General features: G+C 66.1%; 14 protein-coding genes and 1 pseudogene. 3 read left to right on the forward strand and 12 right to left on the reverse strand.

From position 1 onward, the window contains the following. Positions 1-48: 48 nt before the first annotated feature. Both acpS and EF294_RS16220 read right to left on the reverse strand, forming a co-directional pair. The gene (gene acpS / locus EF294_RS16215; RefSeq protein ID WP_123931914.1) at positions 49-444 is read right to left on the reverse strand and encodes a holo-ACP synthase AcpS; all 396 of its coding nucleotides are present in this window, start codon (positions 442-444) and stop codon (positions 49-51) included. Next, the gene (locus EF294_RS16220) at positions 444-9710 is read right to left on the reverse strand and encodes a type I polyketide synthase (RefSeq protein ID WP_123931916.1); all 9267 of its coding nucleotides are present in this window, start codon (positions 9708-9710) and stop codon (positions 444-446) included. Before EF294_RS16220 ends, acpS begins: the two co-directional genes overlap by 1 nt. A 478-nt stretch (positions 9711-10188) precedes the next feature. On the opposite strand from EF294_RS16220, the gene EF294_RS16225 reads away from it, so the two are divergent. Then, positions 10189-10620, forward strand: a complete 432-nt coding sequence (locus tag EF294_RS16225; RefSeq protein ID WP_123931918.1) for an HIT family protein — start codon at positions 10189-10191, stop codon at positions 10618-10620. A 440-nt stretch (positions 10621-11060) separates the two neighbouring features. Here the strand turns inward: EF294_RS16225 and EF294_RS16235 are convergent, their stop codons facing one another. The 3 genes from EF294_RS16235 to EF294_RS16245 all read right to left on the reverse strand — a co-directional run bounded on the left by EF294_RS16235 (position 11061) and on the right by EF294_RS16245 (position 17649). Further along, positions 11061-15356, reverse strand: coding sequence for an AAA domain-containing protein (locus EF294_RS16235; RefSeq protein ID WP_123931920.1), 4296 nt, complete (start codon positions 15354-15356; stop codon positions 11061-11063). A gap of 39 nt (positions 15357-15395) precedes the next feature. Next, positions 15396-15725 (reverse strand): rhodanese-like domain-containing protein, encoded by a 330-nt coding sequence (locus EF294_RS16240; RefSeq protein ID WP_123931922.1) that lies wholly within the window; start codon positions 15723-15725, stop codon positions 15396-15398. Positions 15726-15885: 160 nt separating this feature from the next. Beyond that, complete coding sequence (locus tag EF294_RS16245) at positions 15886-17649, reverse strand: DEAD/DEAH box helicase (RefSeq protein ID WP_123931924.1); 1764 nt, start codon at positions 17647-17649, stop codon at positions 15886-15888. A 242-nt stretch (positions 17650-17891) separates the two neighbouring features. Here EF294_RS16245 and EF294_RS16250 point away from each other — a divergent pair, with 242 nt between their 5' ends. Further along, positions 17892-19676: an AMP-dependent synthetase/ligase gene (locus EF294_RS16250; RefSeq protein WP_123931926.1), complete on the forward strand. Its 1785-nt coding sequence runs from the start codon at positions 17892-17894 to the stop codon at positions 19674-19676. Positions 19677-20411: 735 nt separating this feature from the next. On the opposite strand, the gene EF294_RS16255 is transcribed toward EF294_RS16250, so the two are convergent. From EF294_RS16255 to EF294_RS16270, 4 genes and pseudogenes are all read right to left on the reverse strand, one after another. Beyond that, entirely contained in the window at positions 20412-21920 is a 1509-nt protein-coding gene (locus EF294_RS16255) for a DUF7782 domain-containing protein (protein ID WP_123931928.1), read from the reverse strand. After that, positions 21920-22132, reverse strand: coding sequence for a hypothetical protein (locus EF294_RS16260; protein ID WP_123931930.1), 213 nt, complete (start codon positions 22130-22132; stop codon positions 21920-21922). The genes EF294_RS16255 and EF294_RS16260 overlap by 1 nt, the downstream gene beginning before the upstream one ends. A gap of 50 nt (positions 22133-22182) precedes the next feature. Continuing rightward, on the reverse strand, positions 22183-23100 hold the full coding sequence (locus EF294_RS16265; protein ID WP_342774358.1) for an IS3 family transposase: 918 nt from the start codon (positions 23098-23100) through the stop codon (positions 22183-22185). Positions 23101-23519: 419 nt separating this feature from the next. Beyond that, a pseudogene (locus EF294_RS16270) lies at positions 23520-24124 on the reverse strand (transposase); the annotation flags it as partial. Between the two features lie 294 nt (positions 24125-24418). Between EF294_RS16270 and EF294_RS21530 the strand changes: the two are divergent. Beyond that, entirely contained in the window at positions 24419-24661 is a 243-nt protein-coding gene (locus tag EF294_RS21530; protein ID WP_123931932.1) for a helix-turn-helix domain-containing protein, read from the forward strand. A 308-nt stretch (positions 24662-24969) separates the two neighbouring features. Here the strand turns inward: EF294_RS21530 and EF294_RS16280 are convergent, their stop codons facing one another. The 3 genes from EF294_RS16280 to EF294_RS16290 all read right to left on the reverse strand — a co-directional run bounded on the left by EF294_RS16280 (position 24970) and on the right by EF294_RS16290 (position 26481). Continuing rightward, positions 24970-25155 carry a hypothetical protein gene (locus tag EF294_RS16280; RefSeq protein ID WP_123931934.1) on the reverse strand — a complete coding sequence of 62 codons (186 nt, stop codon included), beginning with the start codon at positions 25153-25155 and terminating at the stop codon, positions 24970-24972. 12 nt (positions 25156-25167) lie between these two features. After that, complete coding sequence (locus tag EF294_RS16285; RefSeq protein WP_123931936.1) at positions 25168-25764, reverse strand: hypothetical protein; 597 nt, start codon at positions 25762-25764, stop codon at positions 25168-25170. Positions 25765-25929: 165 nt separating this feature from the next. Continuing rightward, positions 25930-26481 (reverse strand): HEAT repeat domain-containing protein, encoded by a 552-nt coding sequence (locus EF294_RS16290; RefSeq protein ID WP_246007905.1) that lies wholly within the window; start codon positions 26479-26481, stop codon positions 25930-25932. Positions 26482-26845: the final 364 nt, after the last annotated feature.

The following is a 26845-nucleotide window of genomic DNA, read 5'->3' on the forward strand; positions in this document are numbered from 1 at the left end:
CGACCACCGTCGTCTTCTCGTCTCAAACCTTGTGTGGAACGCCGGGGTTCAGCCCGCGCCCTCCAGGATCGCTACCGCGGCGGCCGACGGGCCGTCATGGGTCAGCGAGATGTGAACCTGGGTGTCACGCAGGTGTTCGGCGATCTCCCCGGCCAGCCGAATGGCCGGACGACCCCAGTTGTCGGTGACCACCTCGATATCGCTGTGCCGGATCAACGGCAGCAGTGGCGACCGGGCGAACCGGCTGACCGACCACGCCTTGACGACGGCCTCCTTGGCAGCCCACCGTGCGGCGAGGTGACGTGCGTCCTCACCGGTACCCGACGCCGCGTCGCGGCGCTCGCCGACGGTGAAGCGGTCGCCGAAGGTCGTTCCCGGCTGGGCCAATTGCTCGGCGAATTCCGGGATCGACACGACGTCGATCCCGACTCCCAACACCGCCATCAGACCGTGGCCGCGCTGCTGGAGGCCGACACGTCGTGCACCGCATCGCCATACGCACCCGACGCGCCCAGGCGAATCGCCGGATCGAGGAGCACCTGAGCCTCGGCGTCGTGCTCGTCGCGGGTCTCGTCGAAGCGACGGTTGGCCGGACGCCGGTAAGCGGCCTCGCCACCGCACATTGCCTCGAGCAACCGCTGGCTGCCCTTGCGCTCACGCTCGGCGGCACGACGGCGATAGTCGTCGCGCTCGGCCGGGTCCAGCGAGGCAATGAACGCCTCCGGGTGCACGACCGCGATCAGGCCCGACACATGACCGAATCCGAGGCTGGTCAGCAGACCGGCCTTGAGCGGGAAACGGTCCCCGAGTCGCAGTGTCTCTCGCGCCCAGACCAGGTGGGGGTAGTCCTGCATCTGCTCATCGACGCAGTCGAGACTGCGATTCGGCGGGATGACACCCTCACGCAACACTTGGCACAGTCCGATCAGCTGGAAGGCGGCAGCACCACCCTTGGCGTGACCGGTCAACGACTTCTGCGACACCACGAACAGTGGTGCACCGTCACCACGGCCGATCGCCGCGGCCAGCCGCTCATGCAACTCGGACTCGTTGGGATCGTTGGCGCGGGTGGAGGTGTCGTGCTTGGAGACGACAGCAACGTCGTCGGCACTGACACCCAGCGCCGCCAACGCGCTGGCCAGCGGCGAACTCAGCGCACCCCGTGCGGCACCGAGCGCTCCGAGGCCTGGTGCCGGGATCGAGGTGTGCACGCCGTCACCGAAGCTCTGCGCCCATGCCACCACACCGAGGACCGGCAGGCCCATCTGCGCCGCGACGTCACCGCGGGCCAGCAGAATCGTTCCGCCGCCCTGGGATTCAACGAATCCACCGCGTCGGCGATCGTTGGCCCGCGAGTAGCGACGCTCATCGATCCCCCGTGCGGCCATCTTCGCCGATTCCGCGGTCGCCGACATGTCACCGAATCCGACGATGCCCTCGATCCCGAGATCGTCGAAGCCTCCGGCCACCGCGAACAGCGCTTTGCCGAGGCGGATCTTGTCGACGCCCTCCTCAACCGAGACCGCAGCGGTCGCGCAGGCGGCAACCGGGTGGATCATCGCACCGTAGCTGCCGACGTAGGACTGGACAACGTGCGCGGCAACGATGTTCGGCAGCGCCTCCTGCAGGATGTCGTTGGCCTTGGCCTCGCCGAGCAGGGTGTTGATGTAGAGCTCGCGCATCGAGGTCATACCACCCATGCCGGTGCCCTGGGTATTGGCCACCAGACCCGGATGCACCCACCGCATCAGCTCGCTCGGGGTGAAGCCCGAGGAGAGGAATGCATCGACGGTAGCCACGAGATTCCACAACGCCACCCGATCAATCGACTCGGCCATGTCAGCCGAAACACCCCAGCGGGTCGGGTCGAACCCGGTCGGGATCTGCCCACCGACGGTGCGGGTCAGAGCGAATCGACGCGGGACGCGGATCTCGGTGCCCGCCAGACGGGTCACCTGCCATTCGCCGGACTCCTCATTGGCGACGACCCGGGTGCGCTCGGGATCGGCGGAGGCGAACGCACGCGCCTCGGCCTCCGAGGACACCGCGAAGGTGAGATCCTCGTCGAGGAACACCGACGTGAGCAGCGGAGAGGTGCCCTCGACCATGGCTCCCTCGTCGGCGTAGCGGCGGATGCCGCACCGCTCGACGACTGCGTCGTGATAACGCTCGGCGATCTCGGCCTCGGCCACGGGATCACCAGATTCGGTGTCGTACCAGCCCGGCTTGGGCGCGGTATCCCAGGAGATTAGTCCGGTGTTCCAGGCGAGTTCGAGAACTCCTGCAGCACTGAGCTTCTCGTCGACCTCCATCTCGAAGCGCGTGCGTGCCGACCCGTACGGGCCGAGCTCGCCGGCGCCGACGATGACGACCATGTCCTCCGGACGCGAGTCGATCTTCGGCCAGACCGGGCGCACGCCACCCGCCGCGCGCGCCGGTGCGGGCAGGGCCGCTACGGTCACCGCTGCGTCGTCCTCGGCGGGTTCGACGGTCTCGTCCTCGTTGGCGGCCTGTGCGGCCAGTGCCTTGAGGTCGATGGACGGATCGAGTCCACCGGTGAAGTCGGCGGTCACCGCAGCCTCCCGCGCCGCGGCCCGGGTGGCCGGATCACAGAGGCCCAGCAGATTGTCGGCCATCTCGTCGGTGGTCCAGGTGCGCACACCCGCGGCTTCCACCGCGGTGACCATTCCGTCGTTGTGACCCATGAGTCCGGTCCCCTTGACCCACCCGATCAGCGCATGCGCCAGGGTGGTCTTCGAGCCCCACGATTCCTCTGCGGCCCAACGAGTCACGAGTGCGTCGAGCGCTGCCTTGCTCTCGCCGTAGGCGCCGTCACCGCCGAACATGCCACGGTTGGGCGAGCCGGGCAGAACAACGTGCAGACGAGCGGCGATGTCGTGGTCGGCACCGATGTCGGACAGTCCGGCGATCAACCGCTCCACCGACCACAGCAGCACCTTCATCTCCAGCTCGGCGCGAGCGCCGGCGTCGGTGAGGTCACCGGCGACGCGGGGCGCGGCGAACGGGAACAGCAGCGTCGGCTTGATCGCCGGCTTCACCACGGCGGTGGTCCCGCCGAGGTTCTCGGTTTGTTCGCTACCCAGCCACGACACCAGCTCGTCGACGTCGGTGTAGGCAGCCATATTCGCCGGGACGACCCACAGCGCGGCGTCGAACCGGGCGTTCTCGCGATAGAGCTTCTTGTAGAAGGCCAGTCGCTGCGAGTCCAGTCGCGAGGTGCTCGCCACCACCGTGGCGCCGCCGGCGAGCAGCCCGGCGACAACCGACGCGGCGATCGACCCCTTGCTGGCGCCGGTCACCACGGCGACCTGGTTGGCCCACTGGCCCTGTCCGGGCTCTTGGGCGGCGCGTGCGATGGTTCCGAACGCGCGCTCGTGCACCAGGTTTCCCGCGGCCAATGCCTTGTCCTGCCACCAGGCGGCATGCTGGGCGACGGTGTGCCCGGAACCGGTGAAACGTGCGGTGAGTGCGTCGAAGTCGGCGTCCAGCTCATCGGAATCGGTGAGCCAGATCCGCACCAGATCCTCACGCGAGGTCGCCCAGCGGTCGTCGATGAGAACGACCTTGGCCTCGTCGAAGGCCGGCGCGACGGTGCGCGCCCAGTCTGAACCCAGCTCGTCGCTGACCCGCTGCGCCAGAAGCACATTCGGGTCGTCGGTGGCCTCTGGGGTGGAGACCTCCTCGGTGAGGCCCAGTTTGGACAGCATCGTGTAGGCGGCCGACGCCAGCGCCCCGGAACGACCAGTGATCTGCTCGGTGAACTCACCCAACGCCGCTGCGTCAACGGTTGCGCCGCCACCGGATTCGGCTGCCGGCTTGGCTACGGCGATACCGCGCGAGGCGCCGACCGCAGCAATCGCACGGTCGATCAACGCGTCGAGGCCGTCGGTGTTCGCGACGGCACCATCGAGGAGGTCGCCGAGATCTCCACCGCGGACGCTGGCGCCCTCACGGGTACCCAAGGCAAGCGCGACCTGGGTATGCAGTCCCCAGCCCGGGCCCAGCTGCCACACGCCGCTCACCCGGTCGGTGATGTAGGACTGGCGCTTACCGGTCGGGCCGATGACCTTGCGAATCTGATCGCCGACGGCGTCGGTCAGCACGGTGCCGAGCGGTCGGTACCCGCGGGCCAGGCTCTCCACCGTCGAGGCCAGAGCGGCCATGTCGGCTTCTGCGGCACCGTCGATGGCACCCAGACCCAGCTCTCCACCGATATCGAGGAGCAGCTGGTTACGACGCGAGGACACACCGTCACACAACGCCTCGATGGTATCGGCAGCGCCGATCTGATCGGTCCGCATCTTGGTCCACAACGCGATGACCGACTTGACCGCGTCGGCCGGGCCGAACGAGATGTCTTCGGGCCGCGGGCCGCTCGCCGCAGCGGGGGCGGGAGCCGGCGCCGCGGCGGCGGGCGCGGCGGCGGCGGGCGAGGCCGCGGCCGCCGGGGCCTCGCTCGGTGCCGACTCAGCGGGTTCGTCGTCCTCGGGCTCGGGTCCTGAGTCCGCCGCCAGGATCACATCCGAGTCGCGCTCAAGGTTGCAGACCTCGGTGGTCGCCGAGTGGTATCGGTCGAGTTTGAGGGTGTTGGTCGCCAGACCCGCAAGGGTCGGGGCGCCCTTCAGGCCGATCTCGACGAAGCGTTGCACACCGAGCCCGTCGCGGTCTGCTCCGGAGAACAATAGATCCTGGGTCTCGATCCAGCGCACCGGGCTGGCGAACTGCCAGGCGAGCAACTCGATGAGCACCACGCGTGCCAGTTTCACCGGCTGCGCAGACCATGAATCCCATTCCGCGAGAACCTCGTTCAGCGGATCAGACGGAACCAGATCGGCTATCTCCGCGACGAAGTCGCGGCCCAAAGTGAACATCCGCGGTACCAGGTTCGGGATGTAGTGCCCGATCAGGATCGACGGATCGAATTCCTCGGGGAGCAGCGCGTCGAGCTTGCCGCGGAATTCCGGCACGCCGGCACGCAGCACCGTGGAATGGAACGGTACGTCGATGCCGGGCACGATGATGAAGGACCGTTTGCCGCCGACTTCGGCCCGGCGACGCTCGATCTCGTCCTCGAGTCGCTCAAGGCCTCGCACGGTACCGGCGATCGCATACTGGGATCCGAGCAAGTTGAGGTTCACGACCTCGAGGAACTCACCGCACTCGGCGCCGATCTGCGCGACGAAGTCGGTGACCTCGGCGTCGTCGAGCCCGAACTGGCTGGGCCGGATGGCGGCCATCCGATAGTCGCTGCGGCCCTGATCATCTCGGGGGACAAGATGATGCATGGCCTCGCCTCGCTGGAAGACGACCTCGAGGACAGCCTCGAGCGGCAACACTCCTGCGCAGGCCGCGAGCGCGTTGTACTCACCGACGGAGTGACCGCAGGTGATCGCACCCTCGACGAATCCGCCGGATTCCTTCAGCTCGGCGATCTGTGCCACACCGAGGGTCGCCATCGCGACCTGGGTGAACTGGGTCAGGAACAGCACGCCGTCAGGGTGGTTGTAGGTCGTGCCGTTGGCGATCAGGGTGGTCGGGTTGTCGCGGACCACCGCGAGAATCGAGAAGCCCAGTGCGGCACGCGTGTGCTTGTCGGCGCGGTCCCAGATCTCGCGGGCGGCCTTCGAGCGTGAGCGAGCGTCGAGGCCCATGCCCTTGCTCTGGATGCCCTGACCGGGGAAGGCGTAGACAGTACGCGGTGCGGCAAGCAGACCGGTGGCGCTCATCACAAGGTTGTCGCCGACCTTCGCGGTGACCTCGACGATCTCGCGGCCGGCGTCCAAGCCGACCCGGTCGGCGCGGACGGTGATCACGTCACCGGTCCGCACCATGCCCAGATACCTTGCGGTCCAACCGATCAGCGGTCGCGGTGACGGAATCGGGTTCTTGGCGTCGGTCGCGGTGAGCACCTGCTGCGCCGCCGCCGACAACCACATGCCGTGCACGATCGGATCACCGAGACCGGCCAGCCGGGCGGCGGTGGAGTCGGTATGGATCGGATTGCGGTCGCCGGAGACCGCGGCGAAGCCGGTCATCCGCTCCGGTGCGGTGATGGTCGCGGTGCGCAGGGTCTTGCGGGTCGCCGAACCCTCGTCGCCGAGCGCTCCCCCAGCGCGTGCCGGGTCGGCGAGTTCGGCCGAGCCGAGTCGGCCGCGGATCGCGAAGCGCTCGGTCATCACGGCGACCTGCTTCTGCCCGTCGAGCACCTCGACCTGCACCTGCACTACGCGACCGACCTCGGTGTCGGAGACTGGACCAGCGGTCGCAACCACGGTGAGTTGAGTTGCCTCCGTAGGGATATCACCCACCAGGCGCACGGCGTGATCGAGGTGCACCAGGTCGAGCAGACCCTCGACGACCGTTCGGCCATCGTCGGTGGTGGCTGCGCCGATGACACTGAACACGCTCGGCCAGCAGGCACCGACGAGGGTGTCGGGAACGGCGAAGCCGAAGGGCTCGACCGGGGTGGTCGGATGCAGATGCGGGGGCAGGGTGTACCCGGTGACCGCCGCGTGGTCGGCGATCGATTCCGGCGCCCAGGTGACCGTGGTGCGCGAGACACCGCCGGCGACCTCGGCCAGCGATCCGCCTGCGGCAACGGTGAGGATCTCCCGCATAGCGGTCGAGGCATCGTCGGCGAGGACCAGCGGGGCGCCACCGTCGGCGAGCGAGACGTCGACGCGTAACGGGATGCGCACCGACGCGCTCGAGATCGGGATGACGAGGTCGAAGCGCTTGTCGTCGATCCGCTCCAGCACCGAACCGGTCGACTCGTGCTCGGCGCGGACATCCGAGAGCACCGACCACTTGTCCCGATCACCCAGCCGCGCAATCGGACTCGGAACCATACGGCTTGCCCAGCAGACGTCGTCAGCTTCCAGGACGCTGGTCAGCCGACCGGCGTCAGCGGCCAGTCCGGCCCGCTTGCGGGAGTCGATGACGCTCGGCTGTGCACCGGTTTCGACCAGGTCGGTGACGACCTGCGCCTCGAAGCGGTCAAGCAGATCACCGACGGGCTCGTCGACACGGGTGATCCCGGCAACGGCCACCGGCCCCGGGATGATGCACACGGCCTCGGCCGGGTAGCGGGCGTCGTGTGCCTGCCACAGCGAGTCGCTGCGCCACCACCGGCGAACGTCCTTATCGATGACGGGCACGAAGTTGACCGGCTTGCCCGGGGTACGGCACTGATCGAGGAAGAACGCGACGTCGGCGGGGTGGAGGACGTCAACCTCGACCTCGGGGTATACGCCGATAAGGGCATCGATCGCGGCGTGCGCGTTCTCGACGGCGGTGACATCGGTGAACATCGTCGGGATCTCACCGTAATCGACCGGGTTCATCCGGGCCTCGGTGCGGCGCAGCATCTCGAGAAAACGTTGCTTCCAGGTGATGTCGGCCCACGGCAGTTGCTCGTCGTCGGGCGCGCCGACGGCCAGGGTCGCGTAGCGCTCGAGCCAGACCCGGTAGGTCATCTCGGCGACGTCGCCGAAGTAGGGCTTGGCGGTGGGGGCCATCGCGGCGATGATCTCGTCACGACGCGCCGCGACCGCATCGGCGTCGCCGGCGACCTCGTCGAGCAGTCGTCCGCACGCGGAGGCCGCGTTGTCGATCTCATGGATGTCGGCACCGAGTTGGCTACGGCCCGAGGCCATTCCGGCGGTGGCGCCACCGGCGCCGATCCATTCGTCACAGCCGACGGTATCGACCAGCAGCTGCTTGACCTCGGGGGCCGTGGTGGCCTCCTTGGCCGCCATCGCAGCGGTGCCGACCAGGATGCCGTCAAGCGGCATCAGCGGGTGGCCGTGCTCGGCGGCCCAGTGGCCGGTCAGATAGGCGCTGGCACGTTCGGGGGTGCCGATGCCACCACCGACGCAGACCACGACGTTGGGTCGGGCGCGCAGCTCGCCGTAGGTGGCCAGCAGCAGATCGTCGAGGTCTTCCCAGGAGTGGTGGCCACCAGCGCGACCACCTTCGATCTGGACGATCACCGGGTGGTGGGGCACCTCGGCGGCGATGCGGATCACCGAGCGGATCTGCTCGACGGTTCCGGGCTTGAAAGCAACGAAACGCAGTCCGGCCTCAACGAATTCGTCGACGAGAGCCACCGCCTCGTCTAGTTCTGGGATACCGGCCGAGACGATGACGCCGTCAATCGGGGCGCCCTGGGCGCGAGCCTTCTGTACGAGGCGCTTGCCACCAAGCTGCAGCTTCCACAAGTAGGGGTCGAGGAACAGCGCATTGAACTGTGCCTGGCGTCCGGGTTCGAGCAAGTCGGTCAAGGTGGCGACGTTGTCGGCGAGGATCTGCTCGGTCACCTGCCCACCACCGGCGAGCTCTGCCCAGTGGCCGGCATTGGCGGCGGCGGCGACGATGGCCGGATCCACGGTCGTCGGGGTCATGCCGGCGAGCAACATCGGCGAACGCCCGGTGAGCTTGGTGAACGCGGTCTCGACGACCGTGCGTCCGTCGGGGAGTTCGGCGAGGGTCGGCGCGAACTCGCTCCACGGGCGTGCAACCTCGGGGATGCCGCCGGGGCTGAACAGGTTTCGCTGTCCACCGCGCGACGCGGCGGCGACCAAACCGACACCCTGTCCGCGAACCAGCGGGGCCGAGAGTCGGGTGGCGAGGTCACCGGGCCCGAAGTCGAGAATCCACCCGACACCGGCGCCGAGGGTCTCCTCGACGCTGCCCACCCAATCGACGGCGGCGACGAGGATGTCGCGGGCATGCCGCACGGCGAGATCGACGTCGATCCCACACTGCTCGGCCCACTGCCCGACGAGATCGACCGCACCGGCCATTGCCGGGTGGTGGAAGGCGACACTGACTGACAGATGGTCGAAGGCGGGGGCGAACGGCGCGCCGCCGGTGACCTTGCGCTTGCGCTCATCGGCCTCCGCCGCAGCAACCTTCTCGCACAGCGCGGTAAAGGCACGCAGATGGCGCGGCGCTCCGGACAGCACGACGGCGGTACGGCTGTTGCGGATCGCGATGACCGGGGCGGTGTCCTGCTCGGCGGCGGCGAGCTCGGAACGATACTGCGCGAGAAACGTTTCGATGCGCTCGGGTCGGACGCCGGTCACCGCGAGCATCGGCGAGCCTTCACTGGTGGTGACCAGACCCCGACGACGCGCGACGATCGTGCCTGCGGCACCGATGAGGTGCGCGATCGCCAGCAGGAGCCCCTGGCCCGACTCGGCCACCTGGCCTTCGGCCCCGATCGCGCCGGTGGCCAGCGAGCCCTGGGAATGTCCGATGACAGCCCGCGGCGCTGCCGCAGCGGTGTCGAGGCCCTGCTTGCGCAGCGACTCGATCGCGGCGAGTTGGGCGAGCAGCACGCCGGGGCCGGACAGCGTGAAGTCGGCGAGGTCGACGTCCGACGGTGCGGGCTCGCCGGCGTCGAGGGCGTGGGCCCAAGCCATCGGGTGAAAGCCGTCCGGGCGGGCGATCGTGATCTGTTCGGCGACCGGCTGGACAAGGCGTTCGGCCGCGTCGACGACGCCGGCCACCCGATGCGCCAGGTCGGCGTCGATCACCAGCTCTGAGAGGGTCGGCAACCACGCTGCTCCCTGACCGCCGAAGCTGACCGCGTACGGCTCGCCGGCGAGAAGGCGATCGATGAGAGCCTGGGTGGGTCGGCCGGTGGTGGTCCGGTCGGCTCCGGCGCGATGGTGATCGACGGTCACATGAGCTCCTGTGGTTGTGTCCGGTTGACGTGCGACCGGTGACTGCGCCCGCTGACGGACACGCGTCATCGCCACCGGTGCCCGACGTGGGCGGGCCGGCAGAGTGGTCGCGATGTTTTTTGAACACGCCTGTGCGACAGGCGTCGCCGTGTGGCGTCCTCAGCAATGAGATATCGCCGACGTGTTCGTGGCACTCATCATGACACACGAAAGTGAGGGATTCCTCATGTTCGGAACTGACCCCGCGGTATACCCGTCAGTAATCTCGTGGGTAACACACACGTGCACTCAACCCCGTTCGGGGACCGCCACAGTTGCTCCAGTTCACACCGGCTTTTCGCAGACCGAACGAGCGCTCCGCAGGTCAGCCCCGCTTCGTGACTAAATCGTTATGTGAACTGGACCACCCTTTGCGGCGTGTCCTCAACCACACCTGCCGGGGGTGGGCAGGCATGCCAACGACGTACGCTGATCGACCATGACCGACTGCGTCTTCTGCGACATCGTGTCGGGCGCCGCCCCAGCCCGTGTCGTCTACTCCGACCCCGATGTCCTCGGCTTTCTCGACATCCGGCCGATCACCCGCGGCCACACGCTGTTGGTGCCGCGGACACATTCGACCGGGCTGGCCGACCTCGCACCCGAACTCGGCGCGCGCATGCTGCACGCGGGTCAGTCCGTGGCTGCGGCCATGAAGCGCTCACCGCTGGCTGCCGACGGCGTCAACCTCGCCATCAACGACGGTCGGGCAGCCTTTCAGACCGTCTTCCACACCCATCTGCACGTCGTCCCACGACGCGATGGTGATCGTCTGCGCTTCGTGCGCGGGATGATCGTTCGCCGCGATCCCGATCCGGACACCACGGCGATGCTGCTGCGCGCAGCTCTCGACGGCACCCGGGAATCGTGAGGTGCGATGACCGATGTGCACCCGGGCGAGCCGGCACTCGGGGTCACCGAGATCGTGCCCGGCCGAGTGGGTCACGGTGTTGCGCGGCGTGGGGATGAGCGCCACCGCGGCGTCCCGACCTTCCGAGACATACGCACCGGTCTGTGAAGGGACTTCGATCCAACAATGCTGGCCGCACCGCAGGCCTGGCGTGACGTTCCGGTGCTGGTATCGGGGCGGGCCGGGCAGGTCCGGCGCCGTGAGTCGAACGCTGGCACCGCGCATTCGTCGAGCTTCGGCACGCCGGACTCGCGGCGGGAGAGCGTGTCCCCGCGAGGTGATGGTGGTGACCCGGAACGCCGATGCCTGCATGAACGTGAAAACTCGCCGGTGACCAGCCACGGACGTGGCAGTCGCGGCGACGGCACCACCTGCACTGGTCCGGGCACTCGAGGTGCCGTCTACTCACCTGCGCTGAGATCCACCGACTTCCATGCCGCCACTGCGGGTTCCGATGACGAGCCGCCTAGGACAGCACTTTCCCCGCCGCCGACATATGGACCGGCCACCGATCCGGGCTTCACACCACGACGATCGAGAGCCTCCCACAGCGGCGCCAGGGCGGCGTCGGCGTCGAGTTCGAACTCAGATTCCCGCACCCGCCAGAACTCCCAACCACATCGCCGCAGTTCACGCTCACGCTCCATGTCCGAACGGGCCTGCGCACCGGTGGTGGTGAATTCATCACCGTCGCAGTCGACCGCCAGTCGTCCGTCGGCGCCGGTCACCACCAGATCGATGCACATGTTGTTGACCGAAACCTTGGGTGTGACGTGATAACCGTGCGCGGCAAGGCAATTGAATATCTTCTGCTCGAAGAGACTCTCGAAAGGCTCAACCCGTCGGTCATTGGGGACGTCGACCGGCATGGCGTCGATGACCGGTCCGATATTGGCCTGCATATACCCCAGCAGCGACCGCCGCAGGTCACCCTCGGCAAGGTCGGCGAGATCGATCGAGTGGAACAGCCACATCTGATCCATCGCCCGCGATGCAGCGACATTGATGCGCCGCTGCGACTCGGCGCGCGTGAGAGCGGCAATCGACGAGGGGTCGGAGACCACCATCGACAAGAAGACCACCCGCCGCTCGTCGCCCTGGAAGTCAGGCGGCGAGCCCACCCGAATCCGCCGGGCACGCCACGTCTCGTCGTCTACCGCCTCGCGCAACGCGCGGGTCAGCAGGTCAACCTGCTTGATGCCCTGCAAGGCAATGACGCCGAAGTCAAGTCCCTCATAGGCACTGTCGGACAAGCAATCCACCAATGTCGACACCAACTCGTCGACCTCACCGGAATTGACGATCGAATTACCTTGCCCCTGAGCACTTCCCGATACCCGCACGACCCGTAGCGGATCGAGTCGGTCGGCTCCGTGCTGGCGCACCGGAATCAGCGGGGCATCAGCGTAGAACTGCGCCGACGAGTAGCCGATGATCTCGGGCATCGACCGGAAGTGCTCCCGGAGCCGGATGACGTGTCCGAATCGGCTGCGCAGCAACGAGAACAGACTCGATCTCGGCGTGAGACCGTCACGGAGATAGTGTGGCAGGTCGGGTAATCGGGCGTCGAGTGCGGCGAAGGTGTCGTCGAGGGTAGCGCCCGCCAGGCCGGTCGGGGCGCATTGCCGGTCGTCGCCGACTACGATCACCCGCGGAGCGAGCCAGAGTAGGAACACGCTGGTGATGTCGGACTGACTGGCTTCGTCGACTATCACCACGTCGAACGAATTCTGTTCGGGTGCAATCATGTCCACCACCTGCGACATCGGCATCACCCATGCCGGAACGGCGGCGGATGCCTGTTCCATCGCCTCCCGGGCCGCGGCCCGGAATCTCGAGGCATGCTTACCCGACCCCTTGCCGAGGTTGATCATGTGATCCCGATAGGACTGCAACGCTTGGACCTGTGCCACGGTCACGCGCGACAGGCACGCCCGCCACGCGCGGGCCGCGGCGAGTTGTGTGGTCAACTGGGCGATGTCGGCCTCCGACTCGTCGAGGGCTGCCGACCACCGCTGCTCCGCCTTGGGGTCGCTGCGTTCCGCGGCCCACGTTCGCGCACGTCGCCACGCCCATGCGTCGGAGATATGGCGCAGTCTCGCGTCCCATCGCGGGTCGTCGGCGGTGGACTCCAGCAGGTCCGCGAAATCCGGTGCCTTGCTGCGTAACCGCAGGATCAGGAGATCCAGGGCGGTCTGGTCCTCCCACTCCGTCCGCGCAACCGTCGCCGCCCGCCTGGCGTCGCGGATGGCCTCGGCATCGGCGTTGGCCAAGGCCGAGACGAGGGCATCGCCCTCCGGTGAGGGCCCTTTCTCCAGTTGCGCGGCCAGACTGTAGGCGTGCTCGGCGAGCTCTCCCTCGGCGATCAGCGCATCGTTGGCCGCGGCGATGGCACCGGCCTCGCGGGCCACCCGGGCGGATTCGGTGACGCTGCGCGGTCGCGGGCCGCCCGGACTGATCATCTCGAGTTCACGAACGAGGTCGTCGCGCGCGGTTGCCAGAGCCGAGATCCAGCCGAGTTGCCCGTCGAGGACGACCAGCCGGTTCAGCTGCGACGACCGCGACCCCGAGGTGTCGATAGGGACGTGGAGATCACCGAGGACGCGCTGCACCAGATGTACGGCGTCGAAAACCGCCAGATGGTCGGCCACCGCCTGCAGCGACCGCTCGTCGGTGGCCGGCCGGCCATCTACGGTGACGACGACACCGGATTCCTCGACCGCGCGCTGTGCCTCGGATCGGCGTAATCGACCGCGCCAGCGTCCGCCGTCGCGCAGGTGGGCCGCTGCCGCGGCGAACAGCTCACCGTCCCCCGGCCGCGCGCCGTCCACGACAATACTGTGCGCGCCGAGCCCGCGATCGCGGCGCGCGGCGGCGGCGATCACCGGCGAGAGCGCGGTGACCCGGGACCACAGGTGCGCGGCCTGTCCGGCGAGAAGCCGATCGGCCATGTCGATCATGGTCGGCGGAAAGGTACCGACCTCATGCGCGGCGACGCCGAGGTGATCACAGATCTCCTTGATGTGGAGCAATCGCGGGCTGTCGACATCGCCGAGGATCGACATCAACGATCCGCTACCGACCATCGGCTCGGCCGGGCGCCGCGCGATCCGCGCACAGATCTCGTCCATGCTCGCGGGGTCCGGAAGGTGGTCGTCGAGGTCGACGAAGCGCTGGGACAGTCGCGGCGTCTGTCCTCGCGTGGCCCGCAGTAATTCAAGGAGACGCCGGAACTCATTCGCATCGAGTGGCGCAAACGCCCCGTCGATCGGGCCCGGGAGCCAGTCCAAGCGGTCAGCGTCTGCGTTGGTCTGGCGGACGATTGCCGCGGCCGTTCCGGAGAAGTCACCGGCGACCCATTCGTGCACCTCGGTTTCGGAGCGGCGCAGTTCCCACAGCCCCCGCAGCGCACGTTCGCGCCGCTCGATCGCTTGCTGCCGACGCGCAGAGAGATCGTCAATCTCGGCGCTCCCGACGCTGTCGACATAGGTTGCCTTACGCTCGGCGATCTCCTCGACACCGGAGGCCACAGACTCGAAGCGGTCGCGGGACAGGTCGGCGGTGGAGACGGTCAGCGCGCGCAACTCCGGCGGCAGGATGTCCCGCAGCACCGCGAGCGCGCCGGCCTTCTCGCTGGTCACCAGCACCCGTTGACCCTTGGACAAAAGGGCAGCAACCACATTCGCGATGGTCTGGGTCTTCCCGGTGCCCGGTGGCCCTTCCACGACGACGCCGCTGTCGACGCCCAGACGTGACAGCACATCACGTTGCTCGACATTGGACGGCAACGGATAAAGCGCGTCGGTGACGAGTTCGTCGGCGGGCAGCGCTCCCGAAGCCGCGAGCGCCTCGACACGCTCGTCGACCTCGATCGGCGCCACCAACTGGGCCAATCCGATCGGCACATCCTCGGTGGTATCACGCAGCCGCTCGGCGATGGTGTCGTAGAACGCCGCCAGAGCCGTGGTCGACCGCTCTCGCAAGACCAACGCGGTAGCAGACGGATCAACCACAACGGTGACCTGGTCGGGATCGGTGTCGACACGCGGAATCCACTCGTCGAGCAGATCGGTCGCCTTGGGACTCACCACACTGGGCAGCGCCTCGAAACGGGAGTGGAGCTTTACCGTCCGGGACAGGTCGATTCCCTCGATCCCCGCGAGCAGTCGGGCGTCCTGGAGACTCGGCGCAGACCCTGCGCCGAGCCTGATCCGAAAAGCGCCCGTGTCCGGATCGCGCTGCGCGACGACCTCTTGGGTCAGCAGGTACTCCCGTACCAGTTCGGATGCGCCGATGTCCGCAGTGCCGGCCTCGGTCATCGAGGTCACCACCACCAGACCAGCGGCCACCACCAGTTCACGGGATTCCGGATGGTCGTACAGCTCGGTGATCATCGCGTCGAGCTCGTCGTAGCCGACGTAGCCGGGATCGAGCTCCACGACGACGTGACCGGCCGCGGCACCCGAACGCACGGAGACCGCGGTACCGGGACCTACGTCGAGCCGGGCGCGATGGGCGTCGAGATGGCGTCTGCGATCGGCACGGGTGCCCACGAGGTCGGAGAGGAATCCGAGCAGACGCACGACCTGGTCACGACGGTCGTCGAGAGTCTCCTGCTCGGCCATCAGCCCGGCTTCCTCCTGCGCAGATCCCCCGACCTGGCCGGGCGGCACCGGCCCACGGTCGGGCTGACCCATCACGCTATCAAGTCGACGCGCCGGTGGCAGGCCACACGTTCACGGTGTGGTTTGACGAAGTGCCCGGAAACCACCGTCGACGTAGTGCACATTCGTGTAGCCGAGGTCGGCGATCTGCTCGGCGATGCGCGGCGCCTGCGACGACACGGATACGACGTTGATCTCCGTGTCACGATGCCCGATGACCGGGAACGTTCCCGACGGCGTCGGGGCCAAGCGCGACCGGACGTCGGTCGGGTCCACGACGACCGCACCGGGCAAGGAACCCTGGTGGCGGACCACCTGTGGGCGGGCGTCGACGACGACGGCGCCGCCCTCGCGGGTGTGGGACAAGGCTTCGGCTGCTGAGATCGAATCCACCACTGACACTGGTGACTACTCCTGAAATGCTCGCGTACATCTGACGGACGGGTCGGACGAGGTCCACATGGATCTTCGTTCGAACCGCCACTGAGGTTACGGAAGAATTTCCAAACACCCAACAGTGTCACGTACGCATCGGGTATCGCGACTGCACTGGGGAGTCGCCTCAGCTACGACCGCGGCCGGCGACATGACGCGACCCGCGTTTGCCCCAGCTGTCACCGCGCGAGTGGTGACCTTCCCGACCTCGCTGACCTTGACCAGTGCGTTTGTTTCCGCCCCGGGCACGGGGCGGACCCTGGTCGCGGCGCAGATCGATCGGGTTCTTGCCGATTCTGGTATCTCGGAGCCGGTCGAGGGTGTCGCGGTCGAGGTTGTCCGGCAACTCGACGAGGGAGAAGTCGTCGCGGATGCTGATGTTGCCGAAATCACCCCGGGTGAGGCCGCCTTCGTTGGCGATCGCTCCGACGATCGCGCCGGGTGACACCTTGTGTTTGCGGCCCACCGCGATGCGATAGGTGGCGTAGGAGCCTCCACCCTTGCGCGGTTCACGTTCACGGCGGGCCGGCCGCTCGCTCTCAGGCGGATCGGGAGTCATCAGGAAGCCACCGTCGCGCGTCTCCAGGGCCAGCGCCGCAGCGATGTCGGCCATGGCGACATCCTTGTCGCGCGCGTAGTCCTCGACGAGCTTGCGAAACATGTCGAGGTGCTCGGAGGTCAGGTTCTCGGTGATCGAGTCGGCGAAGCGGGCCACACGCTGGGCGTTGACGTCCTCCACCGACGGCAACCCGATCTCGGTGAGCGGTTGGCGGGTAGCGCGTTCGATGGCTCGGAGTAGGTGACGCTCCCGCGGCGAGACGAACAGCAGGGCGTTACCCGACCGCCCGGCCCGCCCGGTCCGACCGATGCGGTGCACATACGACTCGGTGTCGTGCGGGATGTCGTAGTTGACCACGTGTGAGATGCGGTCGACGTCGAGTCCACGAGCGGCGACGTCGGTGGCGACGAGGATGTCGATCCCCCCGTCCTTGAGCTGGTTGATCGTCCGCTCTCGCTGGGCCTGCACCATGTCGCCGTTGATGGCCACCGCCGAGAATCCGCGCGCCCGAAGTCGCTCGGCGAGTTCTTCGGTTGCCTGCTTGGTGCGCACGAACACGATCATCGCGTCGAAGGACTCGACCTCCAGGAACCGGGTCAACGCGTCGAGCTTGCGCTGATGCGACACCTGCAGATAGCGCTGCGTGATGTTCTGGGCGGTCGCGGTCTTGGACTTGACCGTTATTTCCTGCGGATCGTGCAGGTACTTCTGCGCAAGTCGGCGAATCGCGCTGGGCATGGTCGCGGAGAACAGCGCCACCTGCTTGGAATCGGGCGTCTCGGCCAGGATGCGCTCGACGTCCTCGGCGAAGCCCATCGTCAGCATCTCGTCGGCCTCGTCGAGGACGAGGTACTCGAGCTCGGAGATGTCGAGGGTGCCCTTGTCGAGGTGATCGATGACGCGGCCCGGGGTTCCGACGATGACCTGCGCACCGCGCCGGAGCCCGGCCAGCTGCACGCCGTAACTCTGCCCACCGTAGATGGGCAGCACGCGCACCTCGGGCATATGCGCCGAGTACCGGCTAAAGGCCTCGGACACCTGCAAGGCAAGTTCCCTCGTGGGCGCAAGGATCAACGCCTGCGGACGACGAACCGCGGGGTCGATGCGGGACAGGATAGGGATCGCGAAGGCAGCGGTCTTACCGGTACCGGTCTGGGCCAGGCCGACAACGTCGCGGCCCGCCATCAACGGCGGAATCGTCGCAGCTTGGATCGGCGAGGGCGTCTCGTACCCGACCTCGGCGATCGCACTGCGCACACGATCGTCGATGTCGAGGTCGTCGAAGGTGATCGCGTCGGCGTCGGGACGGTCGGCGGCTGGGGTCTCGGTCATGGTCTGCGTATCCCGTTCATCGAGACAACTGTAATGCGCACGGACCGAAGAGACCGCATCTCGAGGCGCATCTGTCCACAGACCCACGTGAACAGGCTCCTGACGCGCGAACGCCGATGTCACCCACCACCACCGCCTGCTGTGACGACCCTCTCATGAATCCTGGTACCCTCGGTCGCACATAAAATCGCCGCGCCGACCAGCGGGTTGACCGCTATGTCGGGTTTTTCGTCAGGAGCAGCATGCAGGAGTACACGACACCGTCCGATCTCTCCGTCGACGACAAGGCGACCACCGTCGACGCGATCCTGCGGTATCGCGCCGAACGCCCGACCATGCCGTTGTTCAAGCGGCGCAGCAGCGGGACGTGGATCACCGTGACCGCCAAGCACTTCGCCGACGAGGTCGACGCCGTTGCCAAGGGCCTGATCGCTTCGGGGGTGACACCCGGCGATCGTGTCGCGATCCTCTCCGCCACCCGCTACGAGTGGACGGTTCTCGACTACGCGATCTGGCGTGCGGGGGCGGTGACAGTCGCGATTTACGAGACCTCGGCGACAGATCAGGTCAAGTACATCGTCGAGAACTCGGGAACGTCTGTGCTGATCGTCGAGTCCGAAGCACAGTTCAGCAAGCACGCCGAGGTCGTCGACGCCGGCGATCCACTGCGCGAGACCCTCGTGATCGAGCGCGGTGCGGTGAACGAACTGACCAAGCGCGGCGAGCAGATCGGCGACGAGCAGCTCGACGAGCGGCACGCCAATCAGCTGTCCTCCGACGCGGCGACCCTCATCTACACCTCGGGCACCACCGGCCGACCGAAGGGCGTCGTGCTGACCCACGCCAACTTCCTCGCCGAGTGCGCGGCGACGCGCGATGCGGTCGGCGCCGGACTCGCCGAGGGCAAGTCGACCCTGCTCTTCCTACCGCTGGCCCACGTCTTCGCCCGTGTCGTCGCGGTCGGCTGCGTCGAGAACGGTGTAATCCTCGGCCACACCAACGACATCCCGAACCTCATCGACGATCTCGCTGTCTTCAAACCGAACTACGTGCTCTCGGTGCCGCGCGTATTCGAGAAGGTCTATAACTCCGCCAAGCAGAAGGCCTATGACGGCGGCAAGGGCTCAATCTTCGACAAGGCCACCGACACCGCCATCGAGTACAGCAAGGCCACCGAAAAGGGCTCGGCCGGACTGGTGTTGACGATCAAGCACAAGATCTTCGATGCGCTTGTCTACAACAAGCTGCGCGCCGCACTCGGCGGCAATTGCGAGGGGGCCATCTCCGGCGGCGCCCCGCTCGGCGCCCGCCTCGGCCACTTCTTCCGGGGCGTCGGCATCCCCGTCTATGAGGGATACGGCCTGTCCGAGACGACCGCGGCGGTCACCGCCAACAACGAGGACCACCAGCGTGTGGGATCGGTCGGTCGCCCTGTTCCGGGGGTATCGGTGGCCATCGCCGAGGACGGTGAGGTGCTGCTGAAGGGACCAGTGGTCTTCACCGGCTATTGGCACAATCCTGAGGCCACCGCCGAGGCGATCCATGATGGCTGGTTCCACACCGGCGACATCGGCCGCCTCGAGGACGGCTACCTCTACATCACCGGCCGCAAGAAGGAATTGATCGTCACCGCAGGCGGTAAGAACGTGTCGCCGGCGCAGCTCGAAGACGCCATCCGTGCACACCCAATGGTGAGTCAGTGCCTCGTCGTCGGTGACAACAAGCCGTTCATCGGTGCGCTCATCACGATCGACCCCGAGGCGGCTCCGGGCTGGCTCGAGCGTCACAACCTGCCGGCCAACACCTCGCTCACCGACCTGGCCAGGAACGCCGACTTGCGCGCCGAGATCTCCAAGGCTGTTGACGAGGCCAACTCGAAGGTATCCAAGGCCGAGGCGATCAAGAAGTTCGAAATCCTCGACACCGACTTCACCATCGAATCGGGCGAACTCACTCCCACGATGAAACTCAAGCGCAACGTCATCAGCGACACTTACAAGCAGGCGATCGCCGACCTGTACACCTGAGAAACCCAACTCCGATGAGGGGTCGCACCGGGTTGGCGTCCGCTGCGACCCCCTCGTCGTTGAGTCACACCGATGGTCCACCCGTGACCAAAGTGATGATTACAACAAATGTGGCGAGTGGGACTCGGCAGCGCCGCACCCGGTAGCAGCGGCGACCCGGTCCTACAGTGGGGACGGGACCGATGAACTCCTTACCCTCGCGATCGACGTGACAAACGGCCTGGCGATTTCGAGCATGATCACTTCCCACCACACCGATTGCGCCACGAGCGCCATGCCCACCCCACGTGTTCCCGTACGTCAGCGGGATGAGTGCGTTCGTGCTGCTGTCGGGTTCGCGCTGGGGTTGGTGCACCGTCGGCGGATTACACCTGCGATCTGCGATTCGCCTATTCACGCCCGGCCAAACGGTCTGCCGCACGGTATGTCTGCTACGGTGTGTCTCCCAATTCCCTTTGCGGGTCTTGGCGGAAGAATTGGGAGAGACACCCTAGTGCACAACTGTCGCTGGCCGTGGTCGGGGCGGGGATGGCCGGGTTTGGGCGCCTGACCTGGCTTCGTCCGGTCGACGGGGCGAGGGCAGGCCCTGGTGATGGCTGTGACGAGGAGCTCTCTACCCAGCGGCGGCAACATCTTGTTGTTCTAACCGATGTTGATGGACTCGGCGTTTGCCGTCTGCGCGACTCTGGTGCACGGGCGTGGCCGCCGGTCCTCGGGCGTGCGGAATCCGACTATTCACCGGACCTCGAAGAGGATTCCGCGGCCGATGGCCTCGCGGACCACGGGAAGTGTTGCCTGCGCCAAAGCGTCGGCGCCGACACCGTGGTGCGCAGCAAGCAAATCGATCAGAGTGCCCAGTTCGACCGCTCCGCGACATCCGGCGAGCAGCGCTCGCGACACCTCGTCGACGCCGAGGACAGCACCCGGTCCGCCGGGGCGTCGCACCGCTGACGCGATCTCCTGCCAGCCATCATCGCCAGGCAATGACTGGGTATCGCAGTAAACCGGCGCACACGCCAGCCGCGCCGTCAGCAGGTGGTCGTCATCGTGGGCACGCAGATAGTCGCGCCGGTCCAGGAAGGCTTTGGCCTCGGGTCCGGTCACCTCCTCCCCCGCAGCAGTAATCTCTTCGAGGATGTGCTCGCCGTCGGTTGACCGCGAGCCGGCACGCTTGCGAACGGTGATGACGCCCATGCCGATTCCGGTGATCTTCTCCTCGGCGAACCAATCCAGCCAGTCGGTGCCGCGGCGGGCGGCCTGATCGGGATCCTCGCCGGCATCGGAGAGCCACAGAGAGATGTAGCTGATCGGGTCGGCGAGCTCTCGCTGCACCACCCAGGCGTCGAGTCCGGTGCCAGCCAGCCAGCCGCGAACGCGGTCCCGCCAGTCGGCGCCGTCGCGCACTATCCAGTTGGCGAGCAATTGGGCGGTTCCGCCGTCGGTCAAGTGGTCCGGCAACCCGGCAATCAGCTCAGCGCACACGGCATCGCCGGCCCGTCCGGAGTCTCGGTAAATGTACTCCTGAGCGCCGGCCCCAACCACGAACGGCGGGTTGGACACAATCAGGTCGAACCGTTCGCCGGCGACGGGCTCGAACAGGCTACCCGCCCGCAGATCCCAGCTCATGTCGTTGAGCGTCGCGGTGGCCGCGGCCAAGGCCAACGCCCGCGGATTGGTGTCTGTGGCGACGATGGACCCGCAGTGGGCGTCGAGATGCAATGCCTGGATGCCACACCCCGTGCCGAGATCCAGGGCCGTATCGACGCGGTCGCGGATCACCGCACGCGCCAAAGAGATCGACGCTCCACCGATGCCGAGAACGTGGTCGTGGGCCACAGGTCCGCTGCGCATCGCCGCGTCCTGATCGGAGATGACCAGGAAATCATTGGCGTCGTCGGCGTGGGGACGGATATCGAGGATCGCGCGGTATCGGCCGTTGAGACGCTGTTCGACGACGCCCTCGGCGATCAACGCCGGCACTCCGGTACTCGGGAAGGCCGCCGCCAGCGTCGGCTCGTCCTCGTCGGCACCGAGTAGGAACAGTCTGATCAGTGTCGATAGCGACTCCCGGGCGCCGCCAGGACGTGCCGCGCGCAAAGCGGGCCACCAGACGCCGCGGCCCAGGGCGTCGTTGGCGTCGTCACCGAGTGTCTCTGACACACCATCCGCGGTGTAGCCGGCGGCGCGTAGGTCGGCGCCGAGAGCGAGCACCACCGGTCGCGATTGCAGTGGCAGCGTCGTCATCAGCCGACGCTCCGATACTTCTTGTGCATGGCCTGTTTGGAAATGCCAAGCAACACAACGATTTCGGCCCACGACAGTCCTGCCGTGCGGGCTCGTCGGACGGCAACCTCCTCCTCTCGCGCGACCTCGGCACGACGCCGGGCGACCGCGGTCAGGGCGGTCACCGGATTGTCGGGGTCACCCAATGTATCTGGTCCGGGGCTTGTACGCATGTCACCATCATTCACCGATGTGAATCGCTCCGGGTTTGCTGGAGGCTCGGTTAGTTGGTTCCGGCCTCTGCTGGGACCGGGTTCTCACGGTAGCTGGTGACCGTGTGGGCCGCCCAGTAGGCGGCCTCGTACTCGACGGGCCGGACGTGTCCGATCTCGCCGTGCAGACGGCGGTGGTTGAACCACTCGATGTACTCGGCGACCGCGATCTCGACGTCGCCGACACCGCCCCACCCGCTCTTCGGGCGCATGATCGGGTTACGGATACATTCCGCCTTGAATAACGAGTTGAACGCCTCGGCCATCGCGTTGTCATACGAATCACCTTTGGAGCCAACCGAAGTCACCGCTTCAGCTTCTGCGAGACGCTCGGTGTAACGAATCGCTCGATACTGCACTGCGCGGTCGGAGTGGTGAATCAGTCCGGCCACATCCTGGCCGACACGATCACGCGCCCACAACCCCATGTCTACGGCGTCCAAGGCGAGGTCGGTGTGCATCGTGGTCGAGACCTGCCAGCCGACGACCACGCGCGAGTACACGTCGAGGATGAACGCCGCGTACACCCAACCGGAGTGGGTGCGGATGTAGGTCAGGTCCGCCACCCACAAGGTGTTCGGCGCCTCGGCGGTGAACTGCCGGCCGACTCGGTCGGCCGGTTGCGGGGTTTCGGCGCCATCGCTGCGGGTGGTCTTACGTGTCTTCAACCTCGGTATCCCTCGCAGTCCATCGGCTTTCATCAATCGTTCGACGGTGCAGCGCGCCACGCCGATATCGGTTCTGCGTAGTTCGGCGTGGACCTTGCGGGCCTCGTAGACGCCGAGATTGTCGGCGTGCACGGTGCGGATCTCACCAAGCATCTCCCGGTCACGCACCGTGCGTGGCGCCTCGGTCTTGTTCGCACTCAGGTGGGCCCGTACCGTGGACGGAGCGATCTGGGCGGCAGTGTCGCGTAGGGCCGCGCAGATCGGATCGACTGGCGTGTTCGTCGCGAGAAGCGGCGACGAACACGCACGATCAACGCTGTGCGCGGTCGATCTCCGCGGCGAAAAAAGCCGACGCCTGCGTCAAGATCGTGTTCGCCCGCCGCAGCTCGCGGTTCTCCCGCTCGAGCTGCGCGATCCGCTCGGAATCCGCTGCTCGTGGTCCCCGGCCGCTGCCCGCCATCGATTTCGGCTTGCTTGACCCAGGTACGTAGCGCCTCCGGGTGCACACCGAGTTGATCGCCGACCCGTGTGAACGCTCCCGGCCGCGTAGCCGGATCCTGGCCGGCTTCCACCGCCATCCGCGTCGCCCGCTCCTTCAGCTCAACGCTGCACTTCCGAGGTACTGCCATGCTCTCCATCCTTCACAGGTTCGAGAGCCTCCGACCAACCCGGGGCGATTCACCGCCCAGGGTGGCCGCAGCAGCCTCCACGAGCCCGGCGTGGGCATCGGAGGTGACCAGCTCGACCCCCGACAGGCCCCGGGCGGTCAGGTCGCGGAAGAACGCCAGCCAGCCGGCATGCGTTTCGCCGGTGGCGATCTGCACCCCGAGTACCTCGCGGTGCCCGTCGGCGTTGACGCCGGTGGCCACCATCACCGACACCTGCGACTTCGACAGACCAGTGATCCCCAGCGACTGGACCAGCTTGTCCATCCGCCGGGTCGACACACCGAGCAGGTAACAGGTGGCCACCACCGAACACAACGCGGCCTCAGCCCGGCGGCGCCGTTGCGGCAACCAGTCCGGGAAATAGGTGCCCGCCCGCAGTTTCGGGATCGCGACGTCGATGGTGCCCGCCCGCGTATCGAGCTCGCGGTGGCGATAGCCGTTGCGGGAGTTGACCCGCTCGTCGCTGCGGGAGTTGTAGCCGGCCCCGCACACCGCGTCGACATCGGCGGAAAGCAGCGCGTTGATGAACGTCGCCAGCATCTGGCGCATCAGATCCGTGGAGGCCTGGGTGAGTGGTCATGAAGAAACTGGGCAGGGTCGATACCCGCCAGCGACAGCGGTCATCGTGGTCGTTCCTTTCGAGTCGGAATGTGAGAACTTCACTCGAAGGATCACCCGATGGCCGCGCTCACCGTGGGAGGCTCGCAGCCACCGGGCCAGTCATACACCACTCAACAGGACTCCACTGTAAAGGATCTATGGTGCGCGTCCTGCACTCCTACTCCAATCACGTCATTGCAGCTCAGAGGCTTGAACGAACCATCCGGTCAGCCGAGAAGGGCGGTCGACGACCACGAACAGCGCCACTCCCGAAACCGGCAAAGCAGAAGACCATCGATGAGATCGAGCACATGGTCAACCTGTGGCACCAATGCGGCAACATCCTCGAGATCGCCCGAACCATGAAGGTGCATGATTCCACCGTGCGCAACCACCTCCGCGACGCTGGCATCGACACCACACCACGAGTACTGAATGACGACGACCTGGCCAAGATCCGACAACTCAAGACCGACGGCCACTCCTACCGCCAGATCGCCCACAAGACCGGGTGGTCACTGTCGAGTGTAGGGAAAGCACTACGGACGAGATGAGTGAAGGAGCGGCTAGAAAACACTGCGATCAGGCTCTACCGCCACGGACATCCACGAGATTGGGCAGCTCACCGACGCGGCGCTATCCTGTCGGCAGATCTACGCACGCGTCGGCTGGACCCGCGGATAGTGGCGAAAGCGATACGGCTCTGTCGGGCAGACCAAGGGCTAGTAGCCCCGCTATCACGGCAAGTACTGAGCAACATAGGAACTGACCGGTCACCGTCCTACACTTGGAATAGCCAGACACCGAGGCACGCACGACCCGACTCCGAAGCAACACACATCCCGCATCGCCGAAGCGCACGCTAGCCGTCGAGGGTGGCAGCGACGGTGCCGTTGCGGTTGACCGTCATGGTTGTGCCCGCTCCGCCCCACACCCGGTGCACGAACAGTCCGTGGCGGGCGCGGGCGAACCAGCCGTCAGGGCGTGATGCTAGGGCTTCCTGCCGGACGGGGAAGTTGTCGAGTCGGCGACCTTCGGAGTCTTTCATGTACCCCATGGATCAAGCCCCCTCGAAGGTGATGTCGTCGATCTCGCCGGTGGTGGTGTTGACGTGGATGGTGGTGGTCGCCGGACCGGAGAGCGGGTCGCCGTTCTGGTCTACAAACCGCACATAACGTCCGTCCGCAACAGGTTGGGTGAGCGCTGCATCCGCCTTCGCTCCTTGCGCTGCTGAAGCATAGGTAGTATCCAGGTCGGCCTTCTTGAGATCTGAGAGAGGTACGCCACCGCTGGGCTTCTGGTATGCGCTGTCCGCCTTGGCACCTTGCGCCGCTGTGGCATAGCGGCTGTCCCCTGCCGTCTGTGTCAGAGCGTTGTCTGCCTTGGTAAGGCTCGACTGGACAGTATTACTGAGTTTCGTGACGGGAATCGACGTGTCAGCGAGGGCATCAGCCGTCACAGAGCCGGTGGCAAGGTGAGTTGCGGTGACCGCGTCTGTGGCAAGGGCTGAGCTTGTGACGGCACTATTTTGTAGCTGAGCAGTTCCGACCGATCCTTGCTTGAGAGTTCCGTCGGCTTGATGGGCTTGCGCGAGGTAGTCATTGAGGATATCGCCCCAAGTACCGGCGTCCTGACCTGGTTGCGGGAGGCGCGACACCTACAAAACCCGGGCAGCTTCCTGCCAGCTGGTCACGGTATTCACAACAGTACGGAATATGACGTTATCCATAAACACCATTAGAATAGCAGATCGTCAGACGGAATTCAATATAGTCGAAATTTTTCCAGATATTTTAATACTCAACCCAGAATCGTTGATCGACTACTTCGGCAACCGTTTCAATGTAGCGCGAGCTTGCTTTCTCACTTCACTGTCAGAATCGTCTAAATACTGTTCAATAACGGGCCGCAATCCCGACGGTAGAGGTTTGAACTGACGGATATACTTTATTCCCAGTGCTCGCACGCTGGGATCGTCGAGCTGGTCAACGACGATCTGCAAACCCTCAGGAAGCCCCTGGTTGACCAGCCACTCGAGGATGGCGGCGCGGCCGGACCCCAACGACCGGTCAGCACCGAGCTTCGCCATGTTGTCGAAGTCGCTAGGAACGGCAAGATAGCGGAGCGCATTCCCGACTGCGTAGGCGTTCACCTCCGGAAGCCGAGGATCTAGATAGTACTGATCCATCAATAGCGGAACTGCATCAGTGCCCATCGCATCGATTGTGGTTAGTGAACGGTAAAGTCCGTCTCTAAAATTTGCGAGCTCGCGAGGATCTTTCAAACCCGACTTCTCTTCAACATGACGCACCCAGTCAATGATCAGGGGAACTAGCGCAGGATAACGTTCGTCAGTGTTAACGAGATCAGCCATCGTTTGAAATCGCAAGCCATTGCGCTTACCAATCCTTGTGATGTCCGACGATAGCGCGGCATGCGCTGCAATCCACTCTGGTGATGGCGGCATCTAATTTAAATCCATCCGTGTCAACTTGACCTGTCCACTATTAATCAGCTGCTGGAGTGGTCCTGATATCTTCGTACGAGTATCAACCACTAGTACTACAGCCGTAGATCGCGGGTTGTGTGGTTGCGCGGCGTGTTTGCGCTGGTGGGAGCGGCTGCCGGGGCATGATCTGTGGTTTGTGAAGACAACAAAAACAGCCGCGGCAGCCGCGGGTTTGAGGATAGATCATGATCGGTGGCGGGCGCAGTTGGACACGGTCCTGGCCACCATC

Origin of the sequence: Gordonia oryzae (genome assembly GCF_003797185.1) — a bacterium.
GTDB classification, from domain to species: Bacteria; Actinomycetota; Actinomycetes; order Mycobacteriales; family Mycobacteriaceae; genus Gordonia; species Gordonia oryzae.

What these genes read in the sequence shown, in the direction of transcription:
- acpS (WP_123931914.1), bottom strand. Translation starts at nt 444, where the DNA reads ATGGCGGTGTTGGGAGTCGGGATCGACGTCGTGTCGATCCCGGAATTC.
- EF294_RS16235 (WP_123931920.1), bottom strand. Translation starts at nt 15,356, where the DNA reads ATGGGTCAGCCCGACCGTGGGCCGGTGCCGCCCGGCCAGGTCGGGGGA.
- EF294_RS16260 (WP_123931930.1), bottom strand. Translation starts at nt 22,132, where the DNA reads ATGCGTACAAGCCCCGGACCAGATACATTGGGTGACCCCGACAATCCG.
- EF294_RS16255 (WP_123931928.1), bottom strand. Translation starts at nt 21,920, where the DNA reads ATGACGACGCTGCCACTGCAATCGCGACCGGTGGTGCTCGCTCTCGGC.
- EF294_RS16250 (WP_123931926.1), top strand. Translation starts at nt 17,892, where the DNA reads ATGCAGGAGTACACGACACCGTCCGATCTCTCCGTCGACGACAAGGCG.
- EF294_RS16225 (WP_123931918.1), top strand. Translation starts at nt 10,189, where the DNA reads ATGACCGACTGCGTCTTCTGCGACATCGTGTCGGGCGCCGCCCCAGCC.
- EF294_RS16290 (WP_246007905.1), bottom strand. Translation starts at nt 26,481, where the DNA reads ATGGCTGATCTCGTTAACACTGACGAACGTTATCCTGCGCTAGTTCCC.
- EF294_RS16280 (WP_123931934.1), bottom strand. Translation starts at nt 25,155, where the DNA reads ATGAAAGACTCCGAAGGTCGCCGACTCGACAACTTCCCCGTCCGGCAG.
- EF294_RS16245 (WP_123931924.1), bottom strand. Translation starts at nt 17,649, where the DNA reads ATGACCGAGACCCCAGCCGCCGACCGTCCCGACGCCGACGCGATCACC.
- EF294_RS21530 (WP_123931932.1), top strand. Translation starts at nt 24,419, where the DNA reads ATGGTCAACCTGTGGCACCAATGCGGCAACATCCTCGAGATCGCCCGA.